The sequence below is a fragment of the Aequitasia blattaphilus genome, from assembly GCF_024721305.1.
GTDB lineage: Bacteria > Bacillota > Clostridia > Lachnospirales > Lachnospiraceae > Aequitasia > Aequitasia blattaphila.
Genome location: NZ_JAMXOD010000022.1, coordinates 18,144 through 40,509 on the forward strand (window position 1 = coordinate 18,144; position 22,366 = coordinate 40,509).

The 22,366-nt window shown below is 39.8% G+C and carries 23 protein-coding genes and 1 riboswitch; of the genes, 15 read left to right on the forward strand and 8 right to left on the reverse strand.

What is annotated here, in order from left to right; translation table 11 throughout:
* Position 1 precedes the first annotated feature (1 nt).
* The 4 genes from thiE to NHH15_RS12920 form a co-directional block, all read right to left on the reverse strand.
* Positions 2–649 (reverse strand): thiamine phosphate synthase, encoded by a 648-nt coding sequence (thiE, locus tag NHH15_RS12905; RefSeq protein ID WP_262067067.1) that lies wholly within the window; start codon positions 647–649, stop codon positions 2–4.
* Positions 633–1,457: a hydroxyethylthiazole kinase gene (gene thiM / locus NHH15_RS12910; protein WP_262067068.1), complete on the reverse strand. Its 825-nt coding sequence runs from the start codon at positions 1,455–1,457 to the stop codon at positions 633–635. Before thiM ends, thiE begins: the two co-directional genes overlap by 17 nt.
* A complete protein-coding gene (gene thiD, locus NHH15_RS12915; protein WP_262067069.1) occupies positions 1,458–2,273 on the reverse strand; it encodes a bifunctional hydroxymethylpyrimidine kinase/phosphomethylpyrimidine kinase in 816 nt (271 codons plus the stop codon).
* Positions 2,274–2,330: 57 nt separating this feature from the next.
* A riboswitch (TPP riboswitch) is annotated at positions 2,331–2,430 on the reverse strand.
* Positions 2,431–2,515: 85 nt separating this feature from the next.
* Positions 2,516–3,127 (reverse strand): PBECR4 domain-containing protein, encoded by a 612-nt coding sequence (locus NHH15_RS12920; RefSeq protein WP_262067070.1) that lies wholly within the window; start codon positions 3,125–3,127, stop codon positions 2,516–2,518.
* Positions 3,128–3,475: 348 nt separating this feature from the next.
* Between NHH15_RS12920 and ade the strand changes: the two genes are divergently transcribed.
* The 5 genes from ade to NHH15_RS12945 are packed head-to-tail and all read left to right on the forward strand — an operon-like array spanning position 3,476 to position 8,674.
* Positions 3,476–5,164, forward strand: coding sequence for an adenine deaminase (gene ade / locus NHH15_RS12925; RefSeq protein WP_262067071.1), 1,689 nt, complete (start codon positions 3,476–3,478; stop codon positions 5,162–5,164).
* Positions 5,165–5,182: 18 nt separating this feature from the next.
* Positions 5,183–5,881 carry a TIGR00266 family protein gene (locus NHH15_RS12930; protein WP_262067072.1) on the forward strand — a complete coding sequence of 233 codons (699 nt, stop codon included), beginning with the start codon at positions 5,183–5,185 and terminating at the stop codon, positions 5,879–5,881.
* 29 nt (positions 5,882–5,910) lie between these two features.
* Positions 5,911–7,263 carry an APC family permease gene (locus tag NHH15_RS12935; RefSeq protein ID WP_262067073.1) on the forward strand — a complete coding sequence of 451 codons (1,353 nt, stop codon included), beginning with the start codon at positions 5,911–5,913 and terminating at the stop codon, positions 7,261–7,263.
* Positions 7,253–8,161: a helix-turn-helix transcriptional regulator gene (locus NHH15_RS12940; protein WP_262067074.1), complete on the forward strand. Its 909-nt coding sequence runs from the start codon at positions 7,253–7,255 to the stop codon at positions 8,159–8,161. The genes NHH15_RS12935 and NHH15_RS12940 overlap by 11 nt, the downstream gene beginning before the upstream one ends.
* 60 nt (positions 8,162–8,221) lie before the next feature.
* A complete protein-coding gene (locus tag NHH15_RS12945) occupies positions 8,222–8,674 on the forward strand; it encodes a GyrI-like domain-containing protein (RefSeq protein ID WP_262067075.1) in 453 nt (150 codons plus the stop codon).
* 53 nt (positions 8,675–8,727) lie between these two features.
* Here NHH15_RS12945 and NHH15_RS12950 read toward each other — a convergent pair whose 3' ends face one another.
* On the reverse strand, positions 8,728–9,444 hold the full coding sequence (locus NHH15_RS12950; protein ID WP_262067076.1) for a pirin family protein: 717 nt from the start codon (positions 9,442–9,444) through the stop codon (positions 8,728–8,730).
* Between the two features lie 129 nt (positions 9,445–9,573).
* Here NHH15_RS12950 and NHH15_RS12955 point away from each other — a divergent pair, with 129 nt between their 5' ends.
* On the forward strand, positions 9,574–9,888 hold the full coding sequence (locus NHH15_RS12955) for a winged helix-turn-helix transcriptional regulator (protein WP_262067077.1): 315 nt from the start codon (positions 9,574–9,576) through the stop codon (positions 9,886–9,888).
* A 60-nt stretch (positions 9,889–9,948) separates the two neighbouring features.
* Here NHH15_RS12955 and NHH15_RS12960 read toward each other — a convergent pair whose 3' ends face one another.
* Complete coding sequence (locus NHH15_RS12960; protein ID WP_262067078.1) at positions 9,949–11,331, reverse strand: hypothetical protein; 1,383 nt, start codon at positions 11,329–11,331, stop codon at positions 9,949–9,951.
* A 224-nt stretch (positions 11,332–11,555) separates the two neighbouring features.
* Here NHH15_RS12960 and NHH15_RS12965 point away from each other — a divergent pair, with 224 nt between their 5' ends.
* Entirely contained in the window at positions 11,556–12,758 is a 1,203-nt protein-coding gene (locus tag NHH15_RS12965; RefSeq protein WP_262067079.1) for an MFS transporter, read from the forward strand.
* Here NHH15_RS12965 and NHH15_RS12970 read toward each other — a convergent pair.
* Together NHH15_RS12970 and NHH15_RS12975 are read right to left on the reverse strand one after the other, a co-directional pair.
* On the reverse strand, positions 12,755–14,119 hold the full coding sequence (locus NHH15_RS12970; RefSeq protein WP_262067080.1) for an ABC transporter ATP-binding protein: 1,365 nt from the start codon (positions 14,117–14,119) through the stop codon (positions 12,755–12,757). The genes NHH15_RS12965 and NHH15_RS12970 overlap by 4 nt on opposite strands.
* Positions 14,116–14,727, reverse strand: a complete 612-nt coding sequence (locus NHH15_RS12975; RefSeq protein WP_262067081.1) for an energy-coupling factor transporter transmembrane component T family protein — start codon at positions 14,725–14,727, stop codon at positions 14,116–14,118. Before NHH15_RS12975 ends, NHH15_RS12970 begins: the two co-directional genes overlap by 4 nt.
* A 23-nt stretch (positions 14,728–14,750) precedes the next feature.
* Between NHH15_RS12975 and NHH15_RS12980 the strand changes: the two genes are divergently transcribed.
* From NHH15_RS12980 to NHH15_RS13015, 8 genes are all read left to right on the forward strand, one after another.
* Positions 14,751–15,554, forward strand: coding sequence for a helix-turn-helix domain-containing protein (locus tag NHH15_RS12980; RefSeq protein ID WP_262067082.1), 804 nt, complete (start codon positions 14,751–14,753; stop codon positions 15,552–15,554).
* Positions 15,555–15,663: 109 nt separating this feature from the next.
* The gene (locus tag NHH15_RS12985) at positions 15,664–17,433 is read left to right on the forward strand and encodes an ABC transporter ATP-binding protein (protein WP_262067083.1); all 1,770 of its coding nucleotides are present in this window, start codon (positions 15,664–15,666) and stop codon (positions 17,431–17,433) included.
* The gene (locus tag NHH15_RS12990) at positions 17,414–19,117 is read left to right on the forward strand and encodes an ABC transporter ATP-binding protein (protein WP_262067084.1); all 1,704 of its coding nucleotides are present in this window, start codon (positions 17,414–17,416) and stop codon (positions 19,115–19,117) included. Before NHH15_RS12985 ends, NHH15_RS12990 begins: the two co-directional genes overlap by 20 nt.
* Positions 19,118–19,161: 44 nt before the next feature.
* Positions 19,162–19,293, forward strand: a complete 132-nt coding sequence (locus NHH15_RS12995) for a hypothetical protein (RefSeq protein ID WP_262067085.1) — start codon at positions 19,162–19,164, stop codon at positions 19,291–19,293.
* Positions 19,294–19,388: 95 nt separating this feature from the next.
* Positions 19,389–19,748: a metal-dependent transcriptional regulator gene (locus tag NHH15_RS13000; protein ID WP_262067086.1), complete on the forward strand. Its 360-nt coding sequence runs from the start codon at positions 19,389–19,391 to the stop codon at positions 19,746–19,748.
* Between the two features lie 18 nt (positions 19,749–19,766).
* Positions 19,767–21,140, forward strand: coding sequence for a sodium-dependent transporter (locus tag NHH15_RS13005; protein ID WP_262067087.1), 1,374 nt, complete (start codon positions 19,767–19,769; stop codon positions 21,138–21,140).
* A 25-nt stretch (positions 21,141–21,165) separates the two neighbouring features.
* Positions 21,166–21,459, forward strand: coding sequence for a hypothetical protein (locus NHH15_RS13010; RefSeq protein ID WP_262067088.1), 294 nt, complete (start codon positions 21,166–21,168; stop codon positions 21,457–21,459).
* An 83-nt stretch (positions 21,460–21,542) separates the two neighbouring features.
* Complete coding sequence (locus tag NHH15_RS13015; protein WP_262067089.1) at positions 21,543–22,052, forward strand: CarD family transcriptional regulator; 510 nt, start codon at positions 21,543–21,545, stop codon at positions 22,050–22,052.
* Positions 22,053–22,366: the final 314 nt, after the last annotated feature.

The window sequence follows — 22,366 nt, forward strand, 5'->3', positions numbered from 1 at the left end:
ATTAGAAGCGGATGCTGTCTCGTGGGTCTCTTATTAGCTGTTTCAATTCTTTCGCCGCAGCGGTCACATCTTTCTTTGCAACAATGGCAGAGACGACAGCCGCCCCATTTATTCCTGTTCCAAAAAAGGTCTGAATAGTATGTTCATTAATTCCACCAATGACGACAATTGGAAGAGGAATTTCTTGGCGAATTAATGCAAGCTCGTCTAAGGTGGTGACGTCGGCATCCGTTTTTGTATTTGTTGCATACATTGCACCGACACCTAAGTAATCGGCACCATCTTCTAAGGCCTTTCTGGCATCTGTTAAATTCCCGGCTGATACGCCAATAATCATATCAGGCCCTACAATCTTACGTATGATATCTGCGGGTAAATCTTCTTGTCCCACGTGAATACCATCAGCTTTCACCGCCAATGCAATGTCAAGGCGGTCATTTATGATGAGAGGAATGTGATATTTATCTGTGATTTTCCGAACCCGAAGAGCCATTTCATAAAAAGTACGGGAATCACTATTTTTCTCACGTAACTGTACTAAGGTGACGCCACCTTTTATTGCCAGTTCTACCGATTCTTCCACGGTATCCGTACTCATTAATTCGGAATCGGTCACAAGATAAAGAGAGTAGTCAATTTTCGTTTTCATATATTTTTGCCCTTTCTAAAAGAATGCTGGGTGTGAGAGTACTGATGGCATCATGAAGTGCCATATGGAAGCTTCCATTGCCAAGTTGCCCCGCTTTTTCAAATGCTATTTCTCCGGCAATTCCCATGGAGAGCAGAGCGGCAACAGTGGCAGCAAAAGGTTGCTCTTTATGAGCACCACAATAGGAACCAATTAGAGAGGAGCACATGCAGCCAGTTCCAGTTAAAGCAGAAAGCATTGCCACGCCGTTTGCGACAGAAACTGTCGTTTTTCCATCTGAAATCACATCGGTTTCTCCAGTAATCGCGATAACGCAATTGAGCTTTTGGGCACATTGCTGCGCTAATTGAATGTTGTTGGAAAGATTCATTTGATCTTCCAGAGAAGCATCCACACCCTTTGTATTTGCCTGCAACCCAGAGATATATCGTATCTCGGAAATGTTTCCTCGTATAACGGCAAAGGAGATATTAGAAATAAGTTGGGATACTGTGTCGTTCCGAAGTTTTGATGCACCGGCACCAACAGGATCCAGGACGACAGGGATATCTGCTGTGTTAGCAGCTTTTCCGGCTGAAAGCATGGAGGGGATTGTGCGTTCGTTTAAGGTACCAATATTAAGAACCAGTGCAGAAGCAATGGATGCAATTTCCCCGGCTTCATTACAATCATCTGCCATGATTGGAGATGCCCCAATACCAAGGGTGATATTAGCACAGTCATTCACTGTTACATAATTAGTAATATGATGAATTAAAGGTTTGGTCTGGCGTACCTTCTCAATTTGTGTAAAATAATCTCTAGCCATCTATATACCCTCCTTAAAGTCTGTCAATCCATTTTTGTACAGATTATAGAAGTGGTGGGTTGGTCCATGGCCTTTCCCAATAGCAAGAGAATGACGAATGGCAGTTGTGACATAAGCCTTTCCATTTTCAACCGCTTTATTTACAGGATGACCTAAAGCCAGGTTAGAAGCAATAGCGGATGAATAGGTACATCCGGTACCATGGGTATTTTTGGTTTGAATGCGGGGCGAGGTGTAGGAGTAAAAATCTTTTCCGTCAAAGAGAACATCCGTTGCATCGCCAACACTATGACCGCCTTTTATCAGAACAGAGGTGCATCCCATTTCATGGATAATCTTTGCTCCTCGTTTCATGTCCTCAATGCTATGGATTTCAATTTCGGCTATCTTCTCTGCCTCTGGGATATTCGGTGTCAGCATGTAGGCAAAGGGTATAATTCTTGAAATGAGTGTATCGATAGAATCAGGAGCCATAAGTGGACAGCCATTCTTTGCATACATTACGGGATCTATTACAATGTTTGTCATATCCCATTCATGAATTTTTTTTGCAACTGCGAGCATGGTATCCACTTGTGAAAGCATTCCTATTTTTACTGCATCTGGAGGAATATCCTCAAATACGGCATCGATTTGCTTTTCAATTATATCAGGAGTGATATCTTGGATGTCGATGACACGGCTGGTGTTTTCAGCAACGACGGATGTGATAACGCTCATACCAAATACGCCGTGAGCCGAAAATGTTTTTAAGTCTGCTTGAATACCGGCGCCACCGCTACAGTCAGAGCCGGCAATACTTAGTGCTTTTTTCATTTCATTTCCTCCATATAAAAAACAGGTATTTCTCCACACATAGAGAAACACCTGTAAGTTTAGTGTTTTGATGCCTCCCTACGCTGGTTTTAACCAACAGGTTCAAAGGGTCAGGTTTTACCTTCTCAACTCTAAGTGAGTCCCCCTGCATATAACTTCTTAAGTATAGTTTGTTTTATTATAAAGTTCAAGAGCGAATCAAAATATTAAGGGAGTAGAACTGGGAATTTTTATTTTTGGCTTTAGTTTTGAGATGATAATTTGTCTAAAAGAATAGCAGATGAACCTGAATTAATATGAATGCGCTCCTTTTTTAATAAAACACGCGGACGTTGATTTGATTCATAATTGCGTTCACCTTGCTTGAAAGTTGAACAACATAAATAATTACACTGTGCAGAGTCATCTACATAAGATTGAACTATGAAGACCAAGCTTACAATATCTGAGTGGTGAGAAATGAGATAATCAGCTTTTATCTGTGTGTGAAAGGGGTACTTATCAGGCATATATGAAAAAAGATTAAAATCATTATCAAGAGCGTCTTTTATTTGAACGAGTACTTCTAGTCTGGGGAGTACCATTTTTTCGTATTGAGTAGCTTTTTGGATTTGTTTCAGATTTAATGTTCCGTTAAGAATTCGAGAAAGTATTTTACTGCGGTTATACTTTGGAAGAGCGAGATCTTTGAGATATTGAAATCCTGCAAGATGAGGAAAGTCGTTAGGTGAAAAGGTGAGGTTTATTTCATAGAGTTTGTTTTTATAGCCATAGGTGAGGCTGTATTTGTATTCTGATAATTTGTTCCATACGGAAGCAGCTTGATACAAGATATCATTTGTCACATCAATCACATATTATCCTCCATTCAAAAATAATATAGGACCTTGCACGTGCAAGATCCTAATAAAGCGTTTTCATTCGATTCTTAAGAATCTATTCGGTTTGTGGTTGCCGCATAACCCACGATTCAGCTCCACAGCTGGCTGCATACCGACACAGTCAACTGCTTCAACGCTACGATAGCTGATCATCGCCGCTATCCTCTACAAGTATTATAGCATAAATAAGCTTTAGGTCAAGATGTCAAAAATATTAATGGCAATTAATAAGACTACATTTTATCCTTTTTTCATATAAGATAAATAGTAATCGGTATGAAAAAATGATAGAATAGAGATAATTTTTGAAAGAGGTATGTTATGAAGAAATATAATGAAATGTCTTTGGGAATAAAAAAGGCAGAAACAGTGATAAAGGGCGGAAGCATCGTAAATGTTTTCACCAAAGAAATATACAAAGCAGACGTTGCACTTGCCGGTGGGATGATTATAGGTGTAGGCAATTATCAAGGCGAAAAAGAGATTGATGCAACAGGAAAGGTGATATGTCCAGGGTTTATTGACAGCCATCTTCACTTGGAGTCCACCTTAGTATCTCCAGTGCAGTTAATCGAAGAGGCCTCAAAATGGGGGACAACCACCTTTGTAGTAGATCCCCACGAAGCCGCAAATGTAGCAGGGCTGGAGGGAATCAATTATATGCTGGATGCAACAAAGGACGCAGCGGCTAATGTCTACGTGATGATGCCATCCTGTGTACCGGCAATTGAGACAGAAGATAATGGAGCGGTGATACTGGCAAAGGATATGCTTTCCTATAAAGACAATGAAAGAATTCTTGGTCTTGGTGAGGTCATGGATATACAAAGCGTCTTGGATGGAAAAGACGAAATGCTTGAAAAGATTGAGGTATTTAAAGATAAAACGATTGATGGCCATGCAGGTTTTTTGTCTGAAAAGGAAATTATGTGTTATCGATTGGCAGGGATTGAAACGGATCATGAGTGTATTGACTTTGAAACTGCGCGGATGGAAGCAAGGGCGGGAATTTCCGTGTTGATACGTGAAGGAACTGCCGCGAAAAATTTGGATGCAATCGTAAAGGGAATTTTAAAGGAAGGAATATCAACTTCCGACTTTGCCTTCTGTACGGATGATAAGCATATTGATGATATTAATAAAGAAGGACATATCAGCTATAATATTAAAAGAGCAATAGAGTTGGGAATGAAGCCGGTTGATGCGATAACAATGGCTACATATCACGGAGCAAAAATCTATGGACTCAAACACTTAGGTGCAATTGCGCCAGGATATCAGGCTGATTTGGTAATACTTTCGGATTTAGAAAGGGTAGAAATTGAAGCGGTTTTCCATAAGGGCGAGCCTATTTCCAGAGAAAATCATGGTAAAATAGAAGAACCATCCAAACAGCTTCTTAATACGGTACATATTGAAAAGTTTCGAAAGAAAGATCTTAAGCTGAAATTGACCAAAACAAAGGCACCGATTATTAATTTGATTGAGAATCAAATACAAACAGCACTTAGTTTGGAAGAAGTGCCAAGGAATGGAGATGTATTTACTGAAAATGCGATTTATAACAAGGTTGCAGTTGTAGAGCGTCACCATAATACAGGGAAAATCGGAGTAGGAATCTGTAAGGGATACGGTATAAAAGGTGGTGCAGTTGCAACAACCTTTAGCCACGATTCCCATAATCTTGTGATGATAGGTGATAATGATAATGATATGTATCTGGCGGCTAAAGAATTGGAGAAAAGCGGAGGAGGATATGTAATTGTAAGTGGGGGAAAAGTAGTACATCGATTAGATCTTCCTATTATGGGATTAATGAGCAACAGAAATCATGAGGAGGTTTCAAAGAATCTTTCTCTGATGATAGATGCGTTAAGGAATATGGGGGTTCCAAAGGGTGTGGATCCATTTATTACCTTGTCATTTCTGGCACTTCCAGTCATTCCGGAAGTACGAATTACAACGAGAGGTGTGTATCAAGTGGGCAGGAGCAAACAACTAGAATTTTAAGAGAAAAGGAGACTTAGTATGAAGTACAAATTGACAGACAGCACAGCATTTCAACTGGCAGAGATAGCACTTTCAAGAGGTGAAGAAATTCGGATCGAGCGTGGGGCTATGGTTTACCACAACGGTGGAATCTCTTTAGAAGGGAAGATGAACAGCAATGGCTCTGGTGGATTAGGTGGTTTAGTCAAAGCAATCGGCCGCTCAGCAGTAAGTGGAGAAAGCATGTTCATTACTTCGGTTACAGGGATGACAGATGATGGAATTATTGGGATTGCACCGGGAGCACCGGGAGTAATCAGAGAACTTCCAATCGGTGAAAAACAATGGAGAATTAACGATTCTTCATTCCTTGCAGGAGATGCGTCTGTTACTTACGAGATGAAAAGACAGAGCTTTGGAAAGGCCATGTTTGGGGGAACGGGCGGATTCTTTATTATGGAAACAAAAGGAAGTGGAACGATGCTGGTAACAGCTTATGGGGATATTATGGAGTTTGATTTAGATGGCAGCAGACCATTTATTGCAGACAACACACATGTTGTTGCCTGGAGCAGAGAATTAGATTATGAAATTAAGGTGGCCTCAGGAGCTTTTGGATTTACCAGTGGGGAAGGTCTTGTAAATGAGTTCAGAGGAGTAGGAAAGGTATTGCTGCAGACAAGAAATGTACAATCTCTTGCAGAGGTACTATCGCCATTTATGCCTTCGGGTAAATAAGGGGAAATGGACAGAAAGGGTGTCATTGAGTGAAAAAGAAATATGGATTACTGACCGCCATTACATTGGTGATTGGTATTGTAATTGGCAGTGGAGTCTTTTTTAAGGCCGAACTGATTCTAAATGCCACAGGGGGAGATTTACCCTTGGGCATTTTAGCTTGGGTTATCGGGGGACTTATTATGATAATCTGTGCGAATGTTTTTGCGTCTATGGCTTCAAAATATGAGTTTGTCAATGGAGTGGTAGACTATGCAGAGGTAACGGTGGGCAAAAAATATGCTTATTATGTAGGTTGGTTTCTGAGTTTCATTTATTATCCGGCTATCACGTCGGTTCTTGCATGGGTATCGGCCAGGTATACTTGCACTTTTTTGGGAATTCCTATTTCAGGAGGAGAGTGCATGACAATTGCAGGTGTATACTTGATTGCTGTCTGTGCAATGAATCTCTTGTCTCCAATTCTAGCTGGAAAATTTCAGGTTTCTACTACATTTATTAAGTTGGTACCACTGCTGGGAATGGCACTTATCGGGACAATAATAGGACTGAAAAACGGAGTGATGATTGAGAATTTTACTACTGTTGTTTCGGCAGATGTAGAAGGGAATCCGCTGTTTACTGCAGTTGTTTCTACCGCGTTTGCCTATGAAGGATGGATTGTAGCAACTAGTATTAATGCAGAATTGAAAGATGCCAAAAAGAATCTTTCAATTGCGTTGACGTTGGGAACGCTTATTATCATAGCGGTTTATATTCTGTATTATGTGGGCCTGGCAGGAGCATTGCCAAATCAGCTGATGATGGAAATGGGAGAAGAAGGAGTACTGATGGCTTTCAAAAATATCTTTGGTCCTTTCGGAAACCTGTTGTTTCTCTTTGTCATAATTTCCTGTCTTGGGACATTAAATGGCCTTATGATGGGAACAACCAGAGGGACCTATGCTTTGGCAGCAAGGGGGATGGGATTGAAACCGAATACGTTTCAGCAGATTGATCCAACCACAGATATGCCAGCTAATTCTGGAATAATGGGATTGTTTTTAACATCCTTATGGTTGTTTTTCTTCTATGGATCAAACTTGACAGATCAGCTTTTTGGAGACTTTGGATTTGATTCTTCGGAGCTTCCAATCGTAGCTTTATACGTATTTTACATACCGATGTTTATTCAATTTATGAGAAAAGAGAAGGAGTTTTCAATTCTAAAGAGATTTGTAATGCCTTCATTGGGAGTATTATCCTGTTTGTTTATGATATATGCAACTTATTTTGCCCATGGAAAAGATATTATCGATTTTATGATTGTGTTTGTATTGGTGATGGGTTTTGGAGCAGTACTTGATTTCAGGTTTAGGAAAAGGAAGAAAAATGAAGATTGACCGTCTGATAGGAATTTTATCCATTTTATTGCAAAATGAGAAGGTGACAGCACCAAGTCTTGCGGAAAAATTCGAGGTTTCCAGAAGAACAATTAATAGAGATGTTATAGATCTTTGTATGGCTGGAATACCGATTGTTACAACCCAGGGACAAAATGGAGGTATCTCCATAATGGAGGGATATAAGATTGACAGAACATTGCTGACCTCCTTTGACATGCAAGCTATTTTGGCAGGATTAAAAAGTTTGGACAGTGTATCAGGAACGAACCGGTACCAACAGCTTATGGAAAAGTTGAAAGTGGGAACTTCCTCTGTTCTGACATCAAACAATCATATCTCCATTGATTTGTCTTCGTGGTATAAACAAAGTCTGGCACCAAAGATTGAAAGTATTCAAAGCTGTATTGAGAAGAAGCACATACTCTCATTTACCTATCATGGGCCAACAGGTGAGAGCTTCCGTAGGATTGAGCCTTATATACTGGTATTTAAATGGTCTTCATGGTATGTGAAAGGTTTCTGTCTTGGGAAAGGCGACTTTCGTTTGTTTAAGCTCAACAGAATGACAGGAGTAAAGGTTGAGGAAGACAGCTTTGTTCCAAGGAGAATGACAGAAGAAGCGTATAGGAACGATTATGTGTATGGAAGAAATATCCATCTTACGGCACTATTTTCACCAGCAGTCAAATGGCGTCTAATTGATGAATATGGAGTAGAAACTTTCCAAGAACTGGAAAATGGGAAATTATTATTTGAGTATACCTTTGCTGAAAAAGAGGGAATGTTCTCATGGCTGTTAACCTTCCGAAATGAAGTGGAGATTCTGGAGCCGGAGGAAATACGGAATGAATTTAAAGATATTATTAATCAAATAATAGAAATTTATCAAAGATGACATACAGATGTCGTGATTCCCATGGTAATCTTATCTCAAAAAGAAAAGAGGTAAGAAGATATGGAATATGAAGTGATAAAACTGAAAGAAAAAATAGTGGCAGGAGTGGAAAGCAGAACGAATAATGCTTCTCCAGATATGAACATGGTCATAGGCGGACTTTGGCGAGATTTCTACGAAAAAGGGATCCATGAATCCATTCCCAATAAGTCAAACAAAAAAGCACTCGGAATCTATACAGATTACGCAAGGGATGAGTCTGGAGATTATACGATTGTAGTTGCCTGTGAGGTAGAGAAGGAAGAGTCAAATGAAAATGTGGTATTTCGTAGAATACCGGCTGGATCTTATGCAAAGTTTGTTGTTCAGGGAGATATGGTTCAGGCGGTAGCGGATTTTTGGCAGAAGCTTTGGAAAATGGATTTACCAAGGGCTTATACTTGTGACTTTGAAGAGTACCAGGATGAATCTATGGATAATGCTACTATTCATATGTATATTGCATTAAAATAATAAAATTAAAACCCCGATAACCTATCCTAAGAATAAGGTTTCGGGGTTTTTGACTAGTCTCTGGTTGAGTCCTTCTTCATTTCTATAATAAGAAAATGGGCATTTTCTTCTGCTTCTATAGTGATGCTTTCTTCAGTGATTTCAAGAGCATCCCGCATTTTCATGTTAATGTCTCCTACTTTTGCCGCCCCTTCTATAAGAACCAGGTAAGCTTGTCTGCCTTCATTTACGATAAAGGACTGGGACTTACCGGCATCGATTTCAGTAGCATACATATGAATGTCCTGATGTATCTGTATCGGGAAATTCACATCACCATCACCGGAAGCAATAGGGAGCCACGCATTTTTTCTTGCTTCCCAGTTGAAACGAAAGTCTCCGTAGTTTGGTGCATGGTTGGCTTGATCTGGTAAAATCCAAATTTGCAGGAAGCGAAGGATATCCGTATCATGATGGTTATACTCGCTATGATACACACCTGTTCCAGCACTCATATACTGTACCTGGCCTCTGGAAAGAGAATGCTCATTTCCCATACTGTCTTTATGTGTCAACTCTCCATCTACAACATAGGAGATAATCTCCATATCTTTGTGAGGATGTGTATCAAATCCTGTTCCAGGTTGTACTAAATCATCATTCATTACTCTTAAGGCACCAAATCTTATATTATCAGGATTGTAGTATCCAGCAAAAGAGAAGTGGAATCGACTGTTTAGCCAGCCTAAATTACTTCTGCCATAGTTAGAACTATCTAAATATCTAATCATAATTAACAACTCCTTTTTTATTGATTATTTTGTATATCTGTAATATACTACCATTAGTAACTAAATGCAAGTAGGCACTTTTTTGTAACCCAGGTACCTTTTGGTAACCTGTAAGAAGGAGATGGAAATATGGAGCAAACGCAGATGGACTGTCCGATAGAGTTAACCGTACAGCTGATAGGTAATAAATGGAAGCCGATTATCATACATCATTTGTTAGAAGGAAAAAAGAGATTCAATGAATTAAAAAGATTGCTTCCTAATATCAGCCAGAAAATATTAACGGATAATCTAAGAGCACTGGAAGAAGATGGGATTATAACAAGGACAGTATACCCCGAAGTTCCGGTGCGTGTAGAATATGAATTGACGGACATAGGGAGAAGATTGTATAAGGTGATTGATGAAATGAGAGATTGGGGAGAAGAGTATCGGAAAGATTGATTCCAGTACGTATAAAAGCGACTCAACGCCAGCATTTGGTGTCGAGCCGCTTTTTATAAATTATTTGAATTTTCTTTTAAGAATAAAAATAATAAATCCGCCGGACAGAGCGAGCAGAGATATCATGTCCACAGGCCTTGCAGAATCTCCAGTTTGTACTGCTTTCTGTTTCACCGATGCAGGCTTAGGGGTAGCTGCAACGGGTGTTTGTGGTGTTGAGCTTACACTTGATTCCTCGGTTGTTGTTTCAACACTGTGTGGCTTGACAACTAAGGTATCCCGATACTCAGTTGACTGGATACCGTTGGCATTAATCACAATCAAAGAAGTCTCATAAGTTCCTGCTGCCAGATGGTAATCGGAATAAGGAGAATCACCCGTATAAACTTCGGCTCCATCCTTATAAACGGTCCATACTCTCGTTGTAATTGGTGAGTTCTCACAGGTTGATAAATCAGGTGTTGTTACAGGAGATGCCACATATGTTTCTGCCACCTTTTCACCTTTGGCATTATGATATTCGAATTTAGGATTCAATACATCTTTGCTGGAGGTCGTAAAGGATAGACCCATAAAGTGTGCATCCGGATTACTCGTTGCAAATGGACCGAAGCTGCCGGCTTTAACGGCCGCTGTAACGGTGGTCAGCAAGGTGTCATCCAAATAAATGTTCACACTGGATTCCTTCACAGCAATCTTTACACGGTGCTGCGTATATGCGCTGCCAATGTTTGCTGGCATATCACCACACTTAAGAACTGTTCCCGTTGCAAAGCCTACCTTTCCGGTTCCGCCATTATGATCACTGTATTGGCCGTCACGGGCATCAATTGTACCGTGATACAACGGACCTTGATGAGAGCGAATCGAATCGGCCGGTCGCCAATCATTAATATAGGCAACGGACCACTTTCCATGGCCGCATTCTTCAAAAGCATAAAAAGAGTAAGTGGGGTTCGTTGCGGTTCCTCCAGTCTGCATTCCCCAGGCAAATCCTAAGGGATCAAAATTGCGGGTTTGCATTTCAAATTCAAATACGCCAGTGGTAAAATCTGTAATGGCAGGATTGTAAAAACCGGTCCAACCTACATTTGCATCCGTATTTAATCCGGCGGCAGCATCGTAAGACCATTTTGCATCATAAGCATAGCCGAGGGCACTGCCTGGATAATTGATCCAGCTGGAAAAAATCTCATTCATATCAATTGAACCTGCCACACTTTGAGGGTGAAGCGGCACATCAGCTTCTATACTCATCTGCTGCTGGAGATCTTGTTCATCCTCTACTTCAGAGGAAACGTCACTTAAAGCAGATGTATCCGACGCATCTTCCGTTACAGTGACTTCTTCATTTGCCAATGCAACATTGATATCACTCGCAACGACAGGCATTAATCCGACTATGAGTGCCGAACAAATCGCTGCAATTCTTTTTGTCATCATTCTCATTTTTCCTTTCTTTATTCATTTTTACGAGAATATTATATCATAATGTACGAATAAATTTTCATGAAGTTTAAGAGTTTTTTATGAGAATTGAGTTTTTTACGAACGATGTTAATAAGAGTTTTCATGAAAAGCGAAATAGTATATACTCAAAAAGATAGACGAATATATCTTGGGTGTTCTATATCATAATCTTATAATTTTAGACTAGGGAGTATTTTATGAAATACAATTGGAAACGAAACACGATTATCTTTTTGGCAAGCCAATCCATCAGCCTTTTTGGCTCATCGGTTGTGCAGTTTGCCATAACTTCTTATATTACAGTAACAACGAAATCCGGCTTATATGCCACCCTATCAATTATTTGCGCAATCCTTCCCATGTTTTTCTTGTCACCAGTGGGAGGAGTGTGGGCAGATAAATATAATCGAAAGATGTTGATTGTCCTTTCGGATGCGGGAATAGCGCTTTGTACCCTGGGAGTTGCTATTGCATTTTTAATGGGAAAGGAATCCATCGCATATCTTTTCATTGCACTGATTATTCGAGCGGTTGGAGGAGCCATACAAACACCTTGTGTGGGGGCAATGCTTCCGGATATTGTGCCTCCGGAGCATCTGGCGCGAATCAATGGGATTAACGGAACCCTACAGTCCGTTTTTACTCTGGCATCTCCCATGCTTGGAGCGGCACTTTTGCCGATTGCACCTCTTGGGGTAATCTTTTTTGTAGACATTATAACGGCAATGATAGGGGTTACTATTATGGTAACTGCATTTGTTCTTCCTCAAAAAGAGCGAATAGATAAGAAGGCAAGTGATTTTTTTCAGGATATAAAGCTTGGGGTTCGCTATATTAGAAACACAAGATTTTTAATGGAGTTTTTCTTGTTTTGCTTGATATTTTTTATCATGATGGCTCCAGCAGCCTTTTTAACTCCAATTCAAGTGGTGCGTAATTACGGAGATGGGTATTGGAGACTTTCTGCAATCGAAGTAGCATTTTCTGTGGGAATGATTGTTGGTGGAATCCTTATCACGATATGGAGTGGATTTAAAAATAAAGTCACCACGATGATAGCAGCTGCATTGATTATGGGCATGTGTACGATTGGACTTGGGATTCCTATGCCATTCTTTCCTTATACCATTATCATGGGAGCTTTTGGTCTGGCGATGCCGATTTTAAACACTCCGGCCATGACGCTTTTACAAGAAAAGGTAGACCCGGATTATATGGGGAGGGTATTTGGCGTAATGACGATGATTAACACCGCCATGATGCCACTGGGAATGGTGATTTTCGGGCCATTGGCCGATGTGGTTTCAGTAGAAATCTTATTGATTGGAACCGGTGTGATTACGGTTGCGGCTGCAGTGATGATGAGAGCAGCGAAGGCTCTCATCAAAGAAGGGGTTTAAGATAAGAGTCCCGAAAGCACTTTGTCATGGGTAATAATGGCAACCATGCGGCCTTCAGATAATAATTCCTGAATAAATGTCGCTACTCGCTTTACATTATGATAATCCAGGCCACTGGTAGGCTCATCTAACACAATTATTTTTGCATCAGTACAGTAAGCACAAGCAAGAGTCAGCCTCTGTTTTTCTCCACCAGAGAGAGCAGCAGGGTGTTTTTCTTTTAGATGTGTTAACTGAAAGAGGTCTAGAGCTTTATATGCTCTTGCCTTTATCGCATCAGTAGCTTTCCTTCCTAAAAGTAGTTCATTTCCAACACTATCGGTATAAAGCTGATAGTCTGCATCCTGCATAACAAAATAGCTAAGGGAGCGTCTCTTTTTCCGGGAGAGCCTCTGGTTTTTATAGGTAACCTGCCCGCTTTTCTCTTTTAGAAGTCCACATAGAATTTTAGCAAGGGTGGTCTTTCCAACACCGTTTTCACCAGTAATAAAGCATACTTTGCCGGATTCCAGTCCAAGACAAGTGTTCACATGAACGGGCAAAGCTTTTTTGTAATAAAATCCAATATTTTCCAGGGATAATTCATTCCGCTCCGAGGAATTTGGGAAATCCTGCTCCATTTCTTTGTGGCGCAAACCATAACGTCTGGCAGCATCCAAAGATAAAGAGGAAAACTCATCCGCAAGCCATTCCTTTTTCAGCAAACCATCTTCTATAAAAAGATAGCGGTCAGCAACCGGGAGAAAAGGGTGTAGTCGGTGATCACTGATGATGATGGTAATACCATCTTTTTTTAAATCAATTAATAAATGAACCAGCTCCTTTACAGAGGCAGCATCCAGATTTGCGGTAGGTTCATCCAATAATAAAATAGAAGGAGATAGAAGCATGGCAGATGCAATGGCAACACGCTGTTTCTCACCACTGGAGAGATGATTAATATCCTGGGAGAGCAGGTGGGTGATGTTTAATTGTGCACTCAAGGTTTGAATTCGATTCAGGATTACTTCCTTGTGGATTCCTAAATTCTCTCCGGCAAAGGAGAGTTCACACAGAACGTTATTCATGAAGAACTGACTGCGTGGATCTTGAAGCACCATACCAAAGGTAGAGGCAGTCATATTAGAGGTATAGGATTCAATAGGAATACCTTGTACCAGAACACTGCCGGTCTTTGTTCCATCATAGACGGAAGGAATCAATCCGCTAATCAGTCTTAGCACAGTGCTTTTTCCACAGCCGGAGGGACCACAGAAAACGATGCATTCACCTTCCTTAATATAGAAATCCATATTTTGAATGGAGTCTTGGTTACGTTGCTTCTCCTCATAAGAAAAGGAGACATTTTTTAATTCAATCATAATATTACTCCCATTTGAAAGATGGCGACTTCGATTCCTGCAAAAAGGAAGAAGGCAACCTGATCTTTTCGAATTGTCTTTCGTTCATAAATGCAGATTCTCTTTCCTTCTGCTTCCATTCCCCGAAAGCGCGCAGCGCATGTTAATTCTTCAGAGAGACGGAGACTTCGCACGATGAGAGGAAGGACGATACCTTCGTAGGTGAAGGGAAAAATTCCTCTGGAGCGCATTCCTAAAATAATGTCTTTTATTTCCAACCGGATAAGAGAAAGAAACCGGAATAAGATGCATATCATCCAGAGAATCTTCTTGGGTAAATGATATTTTTCCCCTTCCATCATAATTAAATTGACAGGAGTAGAAGCGAAAAGAGAAGCAATTGAAAACATGGGGTACATACGAAGAAACAAGAGGAACATATATTTTCCTGTGCCCGCTTTTTCTGGAAGTATGTATAAGAGCCCCAATAAAATCAGATACAGTAAAAGGTATTTTAAGGCTTTTCGATACTCCTTGTAATAGAGAAAAATAAGGATGGTTTCCGTCATCAGCAAGTGAACGGTTCTCATATCCTTTGCAAGAAGAACACCAAGAGCAATGATTAGCATCAGTCCCAAAATGATGAAGGGAGATGAATTATTGGCTGTATACGGAGAAAGATTTATTTACAATAACAATCAGTGATATTGAACTGAAAGCAGACATGGTTAAGAGCTTCCCGATTTATGATTTTGTAGGAATCTATTATTATGATTCCATTCATACAAAAGATTTTATAGAAGGGAAAACCGGAGCCTTTATAGGGGGAGCAGGAACTTATACAGCGAAATACAAAAGTGACAAACCGATTTCAGGAGTGGCAATTAATATTATGCCAGAGTATTATGACATGTATTTGGCAGATATTCTGCCAGGTGGCTTCGAGGCACTAAAGGAGGCTTTTTTGTATGTAAATGAATCTCCCAATATACCAGAACTCCTTTTGGTATTACGTCAAATTGAACGATGTAGAATTGAAGGGGCAGGGACACCACTCTATTTTCAAGGAAAGGTCAATGAGGCGGTAGCGATTGTGCTTGCAAATGCAAAAGAAAAGAAAGGAGTGTCTCAAAAACCTAATCGGGAAGAGCTGATGGTGCTGGAAAAGTATTTAAGAGAAAACTATCAAAAGGATCTGTCTCTTGAAACTTTATCAAAGATCAGTTGTATGAGTGTGAGTAAATTGAAATATTCCTTTAAGGAAACCTATGGTGTAAATATTTCGGAATACATCCGGAGTATACGTATTGAGAAGGCAAAAGAATTGCTTATAACAGGAAGATATCCAATCAGTAACATTGCTTCTATGGTAGGGTACAAAACCCAGGGAGCACTGTCAAAGGTGTTCAAGGAAAACACTGGGTTTTGCCCGAAGGATTTTAAAAAAAGTCTTTGATTAGTTCCATTTTTTGTTTGAAAAGCCAACAACTCATCCAATCTATTGTTTTTCATAAAAAAAGGATTTATCCTTGGTGAAAAATAGTAGAAAGGATGAGTTTTTAATTATGAATATTTTTAAAAAGGTGTATTCCTTTGCAGAAAAAGGAACAGCTCTTATGGGAAGGGCAGTGATTCTTCTAACGATTAGCACTTTATTCAGCATCATACCTTATTATGTGATTTATCAATTTATACATCTAATCATTGAAGGAAAATTAGGAGTGGAACAGATTTTAACCTTAGGAGGAATTGCATTAATTAGCTTGCTCCTTAAGAACATAACGAATGAGTTCGGACTTCGGTATTCTCATGAACTTGCGTATACGACATTGATGGGAATGAGAAAGAAGGCAGCCGAAAAGCTTATGAAGCTTTCCATGGGGAAGATAAATGTTTATGGAAGCGGAGAATTAAAGAAGATATTTGTAGAGAATATTGAGGATATGGAATTGATTCTCGCTCATGCAATCCCGGAAGGAGTCTCCAATATTATTGGAATGATTACGGGAATTATTTTGCTGTTTTGGGCAGATGTTCGTCTGGCATTACTGTCTTTACTGGTGCTGCCAATCGGTATTATTTTAGTTGGAATGATGAGCAGAGCAGGTATAAGCAAGCTTTCTAAATATTACCAGAGCTCCAAGGAAATGAATAATCAGATTGTTCAGTATATCAGAGGAATGGAAGTCATCAAGATTTTTACAAGAGGAGACACTTCTTTTTCAAAGTACAGAATATCTATTGAAAACTACAAGAATTTCACTTTAGACTGGTATCGGTCAAGCTGGAAGTATATGGCTATGTATGGTGTAGTATTGCCGGCATCCATTGCATTTGTGCTTCCATTTGGTGTGTTGTTTTATCTGGGAGGAAGTATTTTACTTCCAAAGCTGGTCTTAAGCTTCATGCTTTGTCTGGCTCTTGGTCCATTCTTTAACCGTGTTGTTATGTTTATCCCGGCATTTCCAAATCTTACCCAGAAATTTAAGCGTATTGAGGGGCTTTATGAAGAGGAGGAGCTGGTAGAAGGAAAGCAAAATACAGCGGTAAAAAGCGCAGATATTGCATTCGAGCATGTTACGTTTGCATATCAATCGGCAGATGTGCTAAGAGATGTTTCTTTCCAGACAAGAAGTGGGAGCTTGATTGCCTTTGTAGGAGAATCAGGAGCAGGTAAGTCAACGATTGCGAAACTAATCACCCGGTTTTGGGATGTGGATAAGGGAAGAATCACACTGGGAGGAAGAGACATTAGAGAATTCAGCATGGAGGCTTTAATGGAACAAATTAGCTACGTTTCCCAAGACAATTTTCTGTTTAATACGACGATTATGGAAAATATTCGTATTGGAAATCCCAAAGCCACAGATGATGAGGTAATTGAAATGGCAAAAAGAGCTAAGTGCCACGACTTTATTATGGGACTTCCCAAGGGATATGAGACAGAAGTAGGGGACAGTGGTGATCGTCTAAGTGGAGGACAAAGGCAAAGAATCACTATTGCAAGAGGAATCTTAAAGAATTCTCCAATCGTAATCCTTGATGAAGCAACGTCTTGCACTGACGCAGAAAATGAAGACTTAATTCAAGAGGCATTAAATCAGCTATTGATTGGAAAAACGGTGCTTGTCATTGCCCACAGACTATCTACGATTACAAAGGCAGATGAAATTTTCGTATTAGACAAAGGCGAGATTACAGAGCATGGAACCCATGAAGAGCTGATTAAAAAATCAGGCAGTTATAAGAAAATGTGGAATACGTATCAAAATGCCAGCGGCTTTGAATATACCAGTAAAGAAGGGGAGGAAAAGGATGTTAAGATTTGTGGTTAGAATGGTAAAATTTTCGGGGAAATATAAAAGGATGCTGCTCCTTTCTTTCCTTCTTAGTTTCTTGGAGGGTATCTTGCAAAGTGTACCAATCCTTTGCATCTGGCAGGCGATTGATGGCGTTTTGAATCAGACGATGAATCCGGATAAAGTCAAGATGATAAGTTTTGTTCTCGTGGGCTCGTTGTTGGTCCGAATGGTGCTAAGATACTGGTTTAATGCACTGGAAAGTGGTGCTGGCTTTGAGATTTGTGAAAGAGAAAGACTCTCTCTGGGAGAAAAGCTGAGACATTTTCCTATGGGATTTTTTACCGAAGGGAATCTTGGGAATGTGACATCTGCCCTATCGATAGACTTACCCTTCATTGAAGAACATGGAATGGATGCCCTTGATAAAGTAATTAATGGATACGTTACTTCTTTTATCGGAACCTGTATGCTATTTTATGTGGATGTACGAATAGGGCTCGTAACGCTTTGCACTTTTCTAGTGGCAATATTCTTACTCAGATGGATTGACAAGATTTCGAAGGAACAGTCAAAGACCCGTCAATACCAACAATCAAAGCTTGTGGGAGCGGTACTGGAGTATGTGCAGGGAATCGGTGTGATTAAAGCCTTTCACATGGGCGAAGAAAAGGCTCAGAATGTAACAGAGGCTATTGAAAGCACGAAAGAGCATTCCATTGGATATGAAGAGGCACTAACCATTCCTTACTTTATTTACAAAGGCTGGTTTAGTGTTGGGATTGCACTGACAATTACTTTGTCTGCGTATCTGATTTCAACAGGTCAGTTAAATACCTCGATGGGAATCGCAGTTTTCATCTTTATTTTCAGTCTTTATACTCCAGGGATTGCTTTTGCATCACTGAGTGCACAGGTGCGTGTAATGGAGGCGGGGCTGAACCGCTATGAGAATGTAAGTAAGGTTGAGGAAATGCAGGAAGGACGTGTAAAAGAAGTCCGGAATAAAAGAGAAATAGAATTCAAAGATGTAAACTTCTTGATTGAGGAAGGAAGTACGACAGCTTTGGTCGGTTCCTCAGGAGGTGGAAAGACCACAATTGCGAATCTGATTGTCCGCTTCTGGGACGTTCAGAAGGGTGAGGTAAAGTTTGGTGGAACCAATATTAAGGATTTGAAAACAGATACATTGTTATCTCAATTTAGTATGGTGTTTCAAAATGTTTATCTTTTTTCGGACACCATAGAAAATAATATTAAGTTTGGAAACCCAAAGGCATCGAAGGTTCAGATAAGAGAGGCTGCAAAAAAAGCGAGATGCCACGAGTTTATTATGGAACTAGAGAATGGATATGATACAGTAGTCGGGGAAGGTGGTTCTACACTTTCGGGAGGAGAAAAGCAAAGGATATCGATTGCAAGAGCGATGCTAAAGGATGCTCCGATTATTATTTTAGATGAGGCAACCGCCAGTGTGGATCCGGACAATGAATATGATATTCAGATGGCATTGGATGAACTAATCAAAAACAAAACCCTCATAATGATTGCTCATCGTTTATCCACCATCAAAAATGCAGATCAAATTCTTGTAGTGGAAGAGAAGCGTATTATTGAGAGAGGAACGCATGAGGAATTATTGAAGCGTGAGGGCAGATACAAGGTACTGTGGGACAAGAGAATGAAAGCTTCCAGCTGGGAAATTGCACAACAAGTGTAAAATGTGCTATAATGATATCATTATGGCGCAAGGAGGCTTAGCACATGAAAGAAAGAAAATCAAAATCCGTCAGCATTGTTGGGATTGTCAGTATTATGTCTATGGTTTGTGTTGCTGTTGTATGGATTGGTTTAATGGTTGCACCGCCGTGGGAATCAAAAGCATGTGAAAAATAAGTAGGAATAAGTAACGCTCCGCAACCGCCAAAGGCGCGAGAATTTGCGGAGCGTAAATCTATTTCTGAATACATTATTTGCAAGGAGGTAAAAATTTGAAACTATATACATCAAAAGAAGATTATTTGGAAGCCATTTTTCTTTTAACCAAGAATAACCAGGAAGTGCGCTCCATTGATCTGGCAAGACATATGGGCTTTTCAAAACCGAGTATTAGTAACGCAGTTGCAGGTTTGAAAGAGGATGGATTTCTGACAGTAAATGAAGAGGGACATTTGAAACTGACAGTGGAAGGTGAGAAAAAAGGCCGGGAAGTATATGAGAAGCATATCTATTTTAAGGAAATGCTTGTAGGGGCTGGTGTAGATCCTGAGCTGGCGGAAAAGGAAGCATGTGGCATTGAGCACGTTGTAAGCTATGATACCTTTCAAAAAATTAAGAAAAAATTAGATTAGAAACAGAGGAAAATGAGAGTGGAAAAGAGAGAAAAATTTTCATCGAGATTAGGATTTGTCCTAATCTCAGCGGGGTGCGCAATAGGACTGGGAAACGTATGGCGATTTCCTTTTATCGCAGGAAAGTACGGCGGCGGAGCCTTTGTGCTTTTGTATTTGATTTTTTTAGTTATGATGGGACTGCCAATTGTAGCAATGGAATTTTCAGTCGGAAGGGCCAGCCAAAAGAGTGTGGCAAAATCTTTTGACGAGTTAGAGCCGAAGGGAAGTAAGTGGCATATTTACCGCTATTTTGCTATGGCAGGGAATTACTTACTTATGATGTTTTATACGACCATCGGTGGTTGGATGATGGCTTATTTCTTTAAAATGCTGCAAGGTAAATTTGTTGGTGCTACACCAGAAGGGATTGAAGCAGTATTTGGAGAGCTGACGTCGAATCGTAATGAGATGCTATTTTGGATGATTTTAATTTCTGTAATTGCACTTATTATCTGTTCAGGAGGGCTGCAAAAAGGGGTAGAGAAAATCACAACAGCTATGATGGTAAGTCTTCTGGTAATTATGATTATATTGGTGATTCGTGCAGTTACACTAAAGGATGCTGCAGAAGGATTGAAATTTTATCTGCTGCCGGACTTTGGAAAAATGATGGAAGCGGGAATTAATAATGCTATCTTTGATGCGATGGGACAAGCATTTTTCACTTTAAGTGTGGGTATTGGCTCCTTGGCAATTTTTGGAAGCTATTTAGGTAAAGAAAGAAGTCTGACAGGAGAAGCAATCAGTGTTACGATTTTAGATACCTTTGTGGCAATTACAGCAGGGCTTATTATATTTCCAGCGTGTTTTGCTTTTGGTGTGAACCCAGGGCAAGGTCCCGGACTTGTCTTTGTAACACTTCCAAATGTTTTCGGTGAGATGCCGGGAGGACGTATTTGGGGGGCATTGTTCTTCCTGTTTATGACCTTTGCAGCACTTTCAACCATTATTGCAGTGTTCCAAAACATCATTCAATTTGCCAGAGACTTATGGGGATGGACATTGAAGAAATCAGTATTAGTGAATGGAGTTCTTTTGATTGGATTAAGTATTCCATGCATACTAGGTATGACAGACTGGGCTGGATTCAGTCTGTTTGGAAAAAGCATTATGGATATTGAGGATTTTATCGTAAGTAACAATTTATTACCCTTGGGATCGCTGGTGTATCTTATGTTTTGTGTGACTCGATATGGATGGGGCTGGGATTCTTTTACTAAAGAAGTAAATACAGGGAGTGGTATTAAATTCCCGAACAATAAAGGCGTTCGCATTTATTTAACCTTTATATTGCCACTCATTGTATTGGCGATTTTTGTACAAGGATACTTGGGTATGATTCGGGGATAACTTTTTAAAAGGAGGTTTTTATAAAATGAAAGTGTATGATACAGTAAAGAAAGAAGAAGTAGAGGTTGGGGAAAAAGATTTAATTGAGCTTATGGCATCAGGAGGAAGGCAGGTTGATTTACATTTAATCGGGAAAAAGTCTGATGAAGATGGGTATCTAACATGGGATGTGGAGCATTGGTCCAGCATCGACGGGAAGAGATTTATTCGCACCTTCACTCTGGAGGGAAGAGAGCTTGGAGAATCAACAGGACACAATATTTATGATCTCTATAATGAGTTTAAACCATTAGAAGCAAAGAAAGTTGAATTAAGCTAAAAAAAATCTTCTTACATTTAGAATTGAAAAAGATGTATAATTGATTTATGAGCTAGTGGATTGAGTAGAATGTAGGAGGAAAGATGTATAACATAGGTGAATACATTGTTAGTGGTAACAGTGGAGTTGGTCAAATAGTAGACATAGTAGACAGCACAAAGATTGGTGGGACGGATAAGAAGAAATTGTATTATATCGTACAGCCTTTAAATGATGGAAAAGGGCTAAACTATGTATTGGTTAACAGTAAACGTATCCCGGTACGAAAAGTAATATCCAAAGACGAGGCAGAGACATTGGTCAAGGAGATTCCGGGAATTGAAAAGCTTGCCCTTGGAAGTCAGCGCAGCAATGAAGCAAAGTACAAAGAGATATTAAGAAGCGATGACTTTTATCAATGGATTCAACTGATTAAAGGACTGAATTTGAAGAATGAAGAGCGTGTAAGTGATGGAAAAAAAGTTGGATCATTAGACGAACGTTACATGAAAATGGCGAAAACAAAGCTATACAGCGAATTAGCTGTAGCTCTTGAAATTGAGACAGATGAAGTTGAGGACTACATTCGCAGTGTGAATAATATTACGGATTAGGTTCGATCAAGAAGCAGGATACACAATAGAATAATAATGGCGCCTGCAATGGAAGCAAGTCCCATCCTTTCATTTAATAAAAACATCAAGAATTCTCCTTCCTCTATAGGGAGTGAGATGAATTGATTTACTTGCCTGTCGGCAATGAAAAGGTTTTTGACTGAAATCTGATTTTGGAAATATCTTGGCGTAGCTACCATAAACTATTACAAAAAATAATATACAAACGACACCAGAACACTTGTTCTGGTGTCGTTTGTGTGATATAATAAACTCAGTAGAAAAGATGAAGGAGTTGGATAATAATTCACATT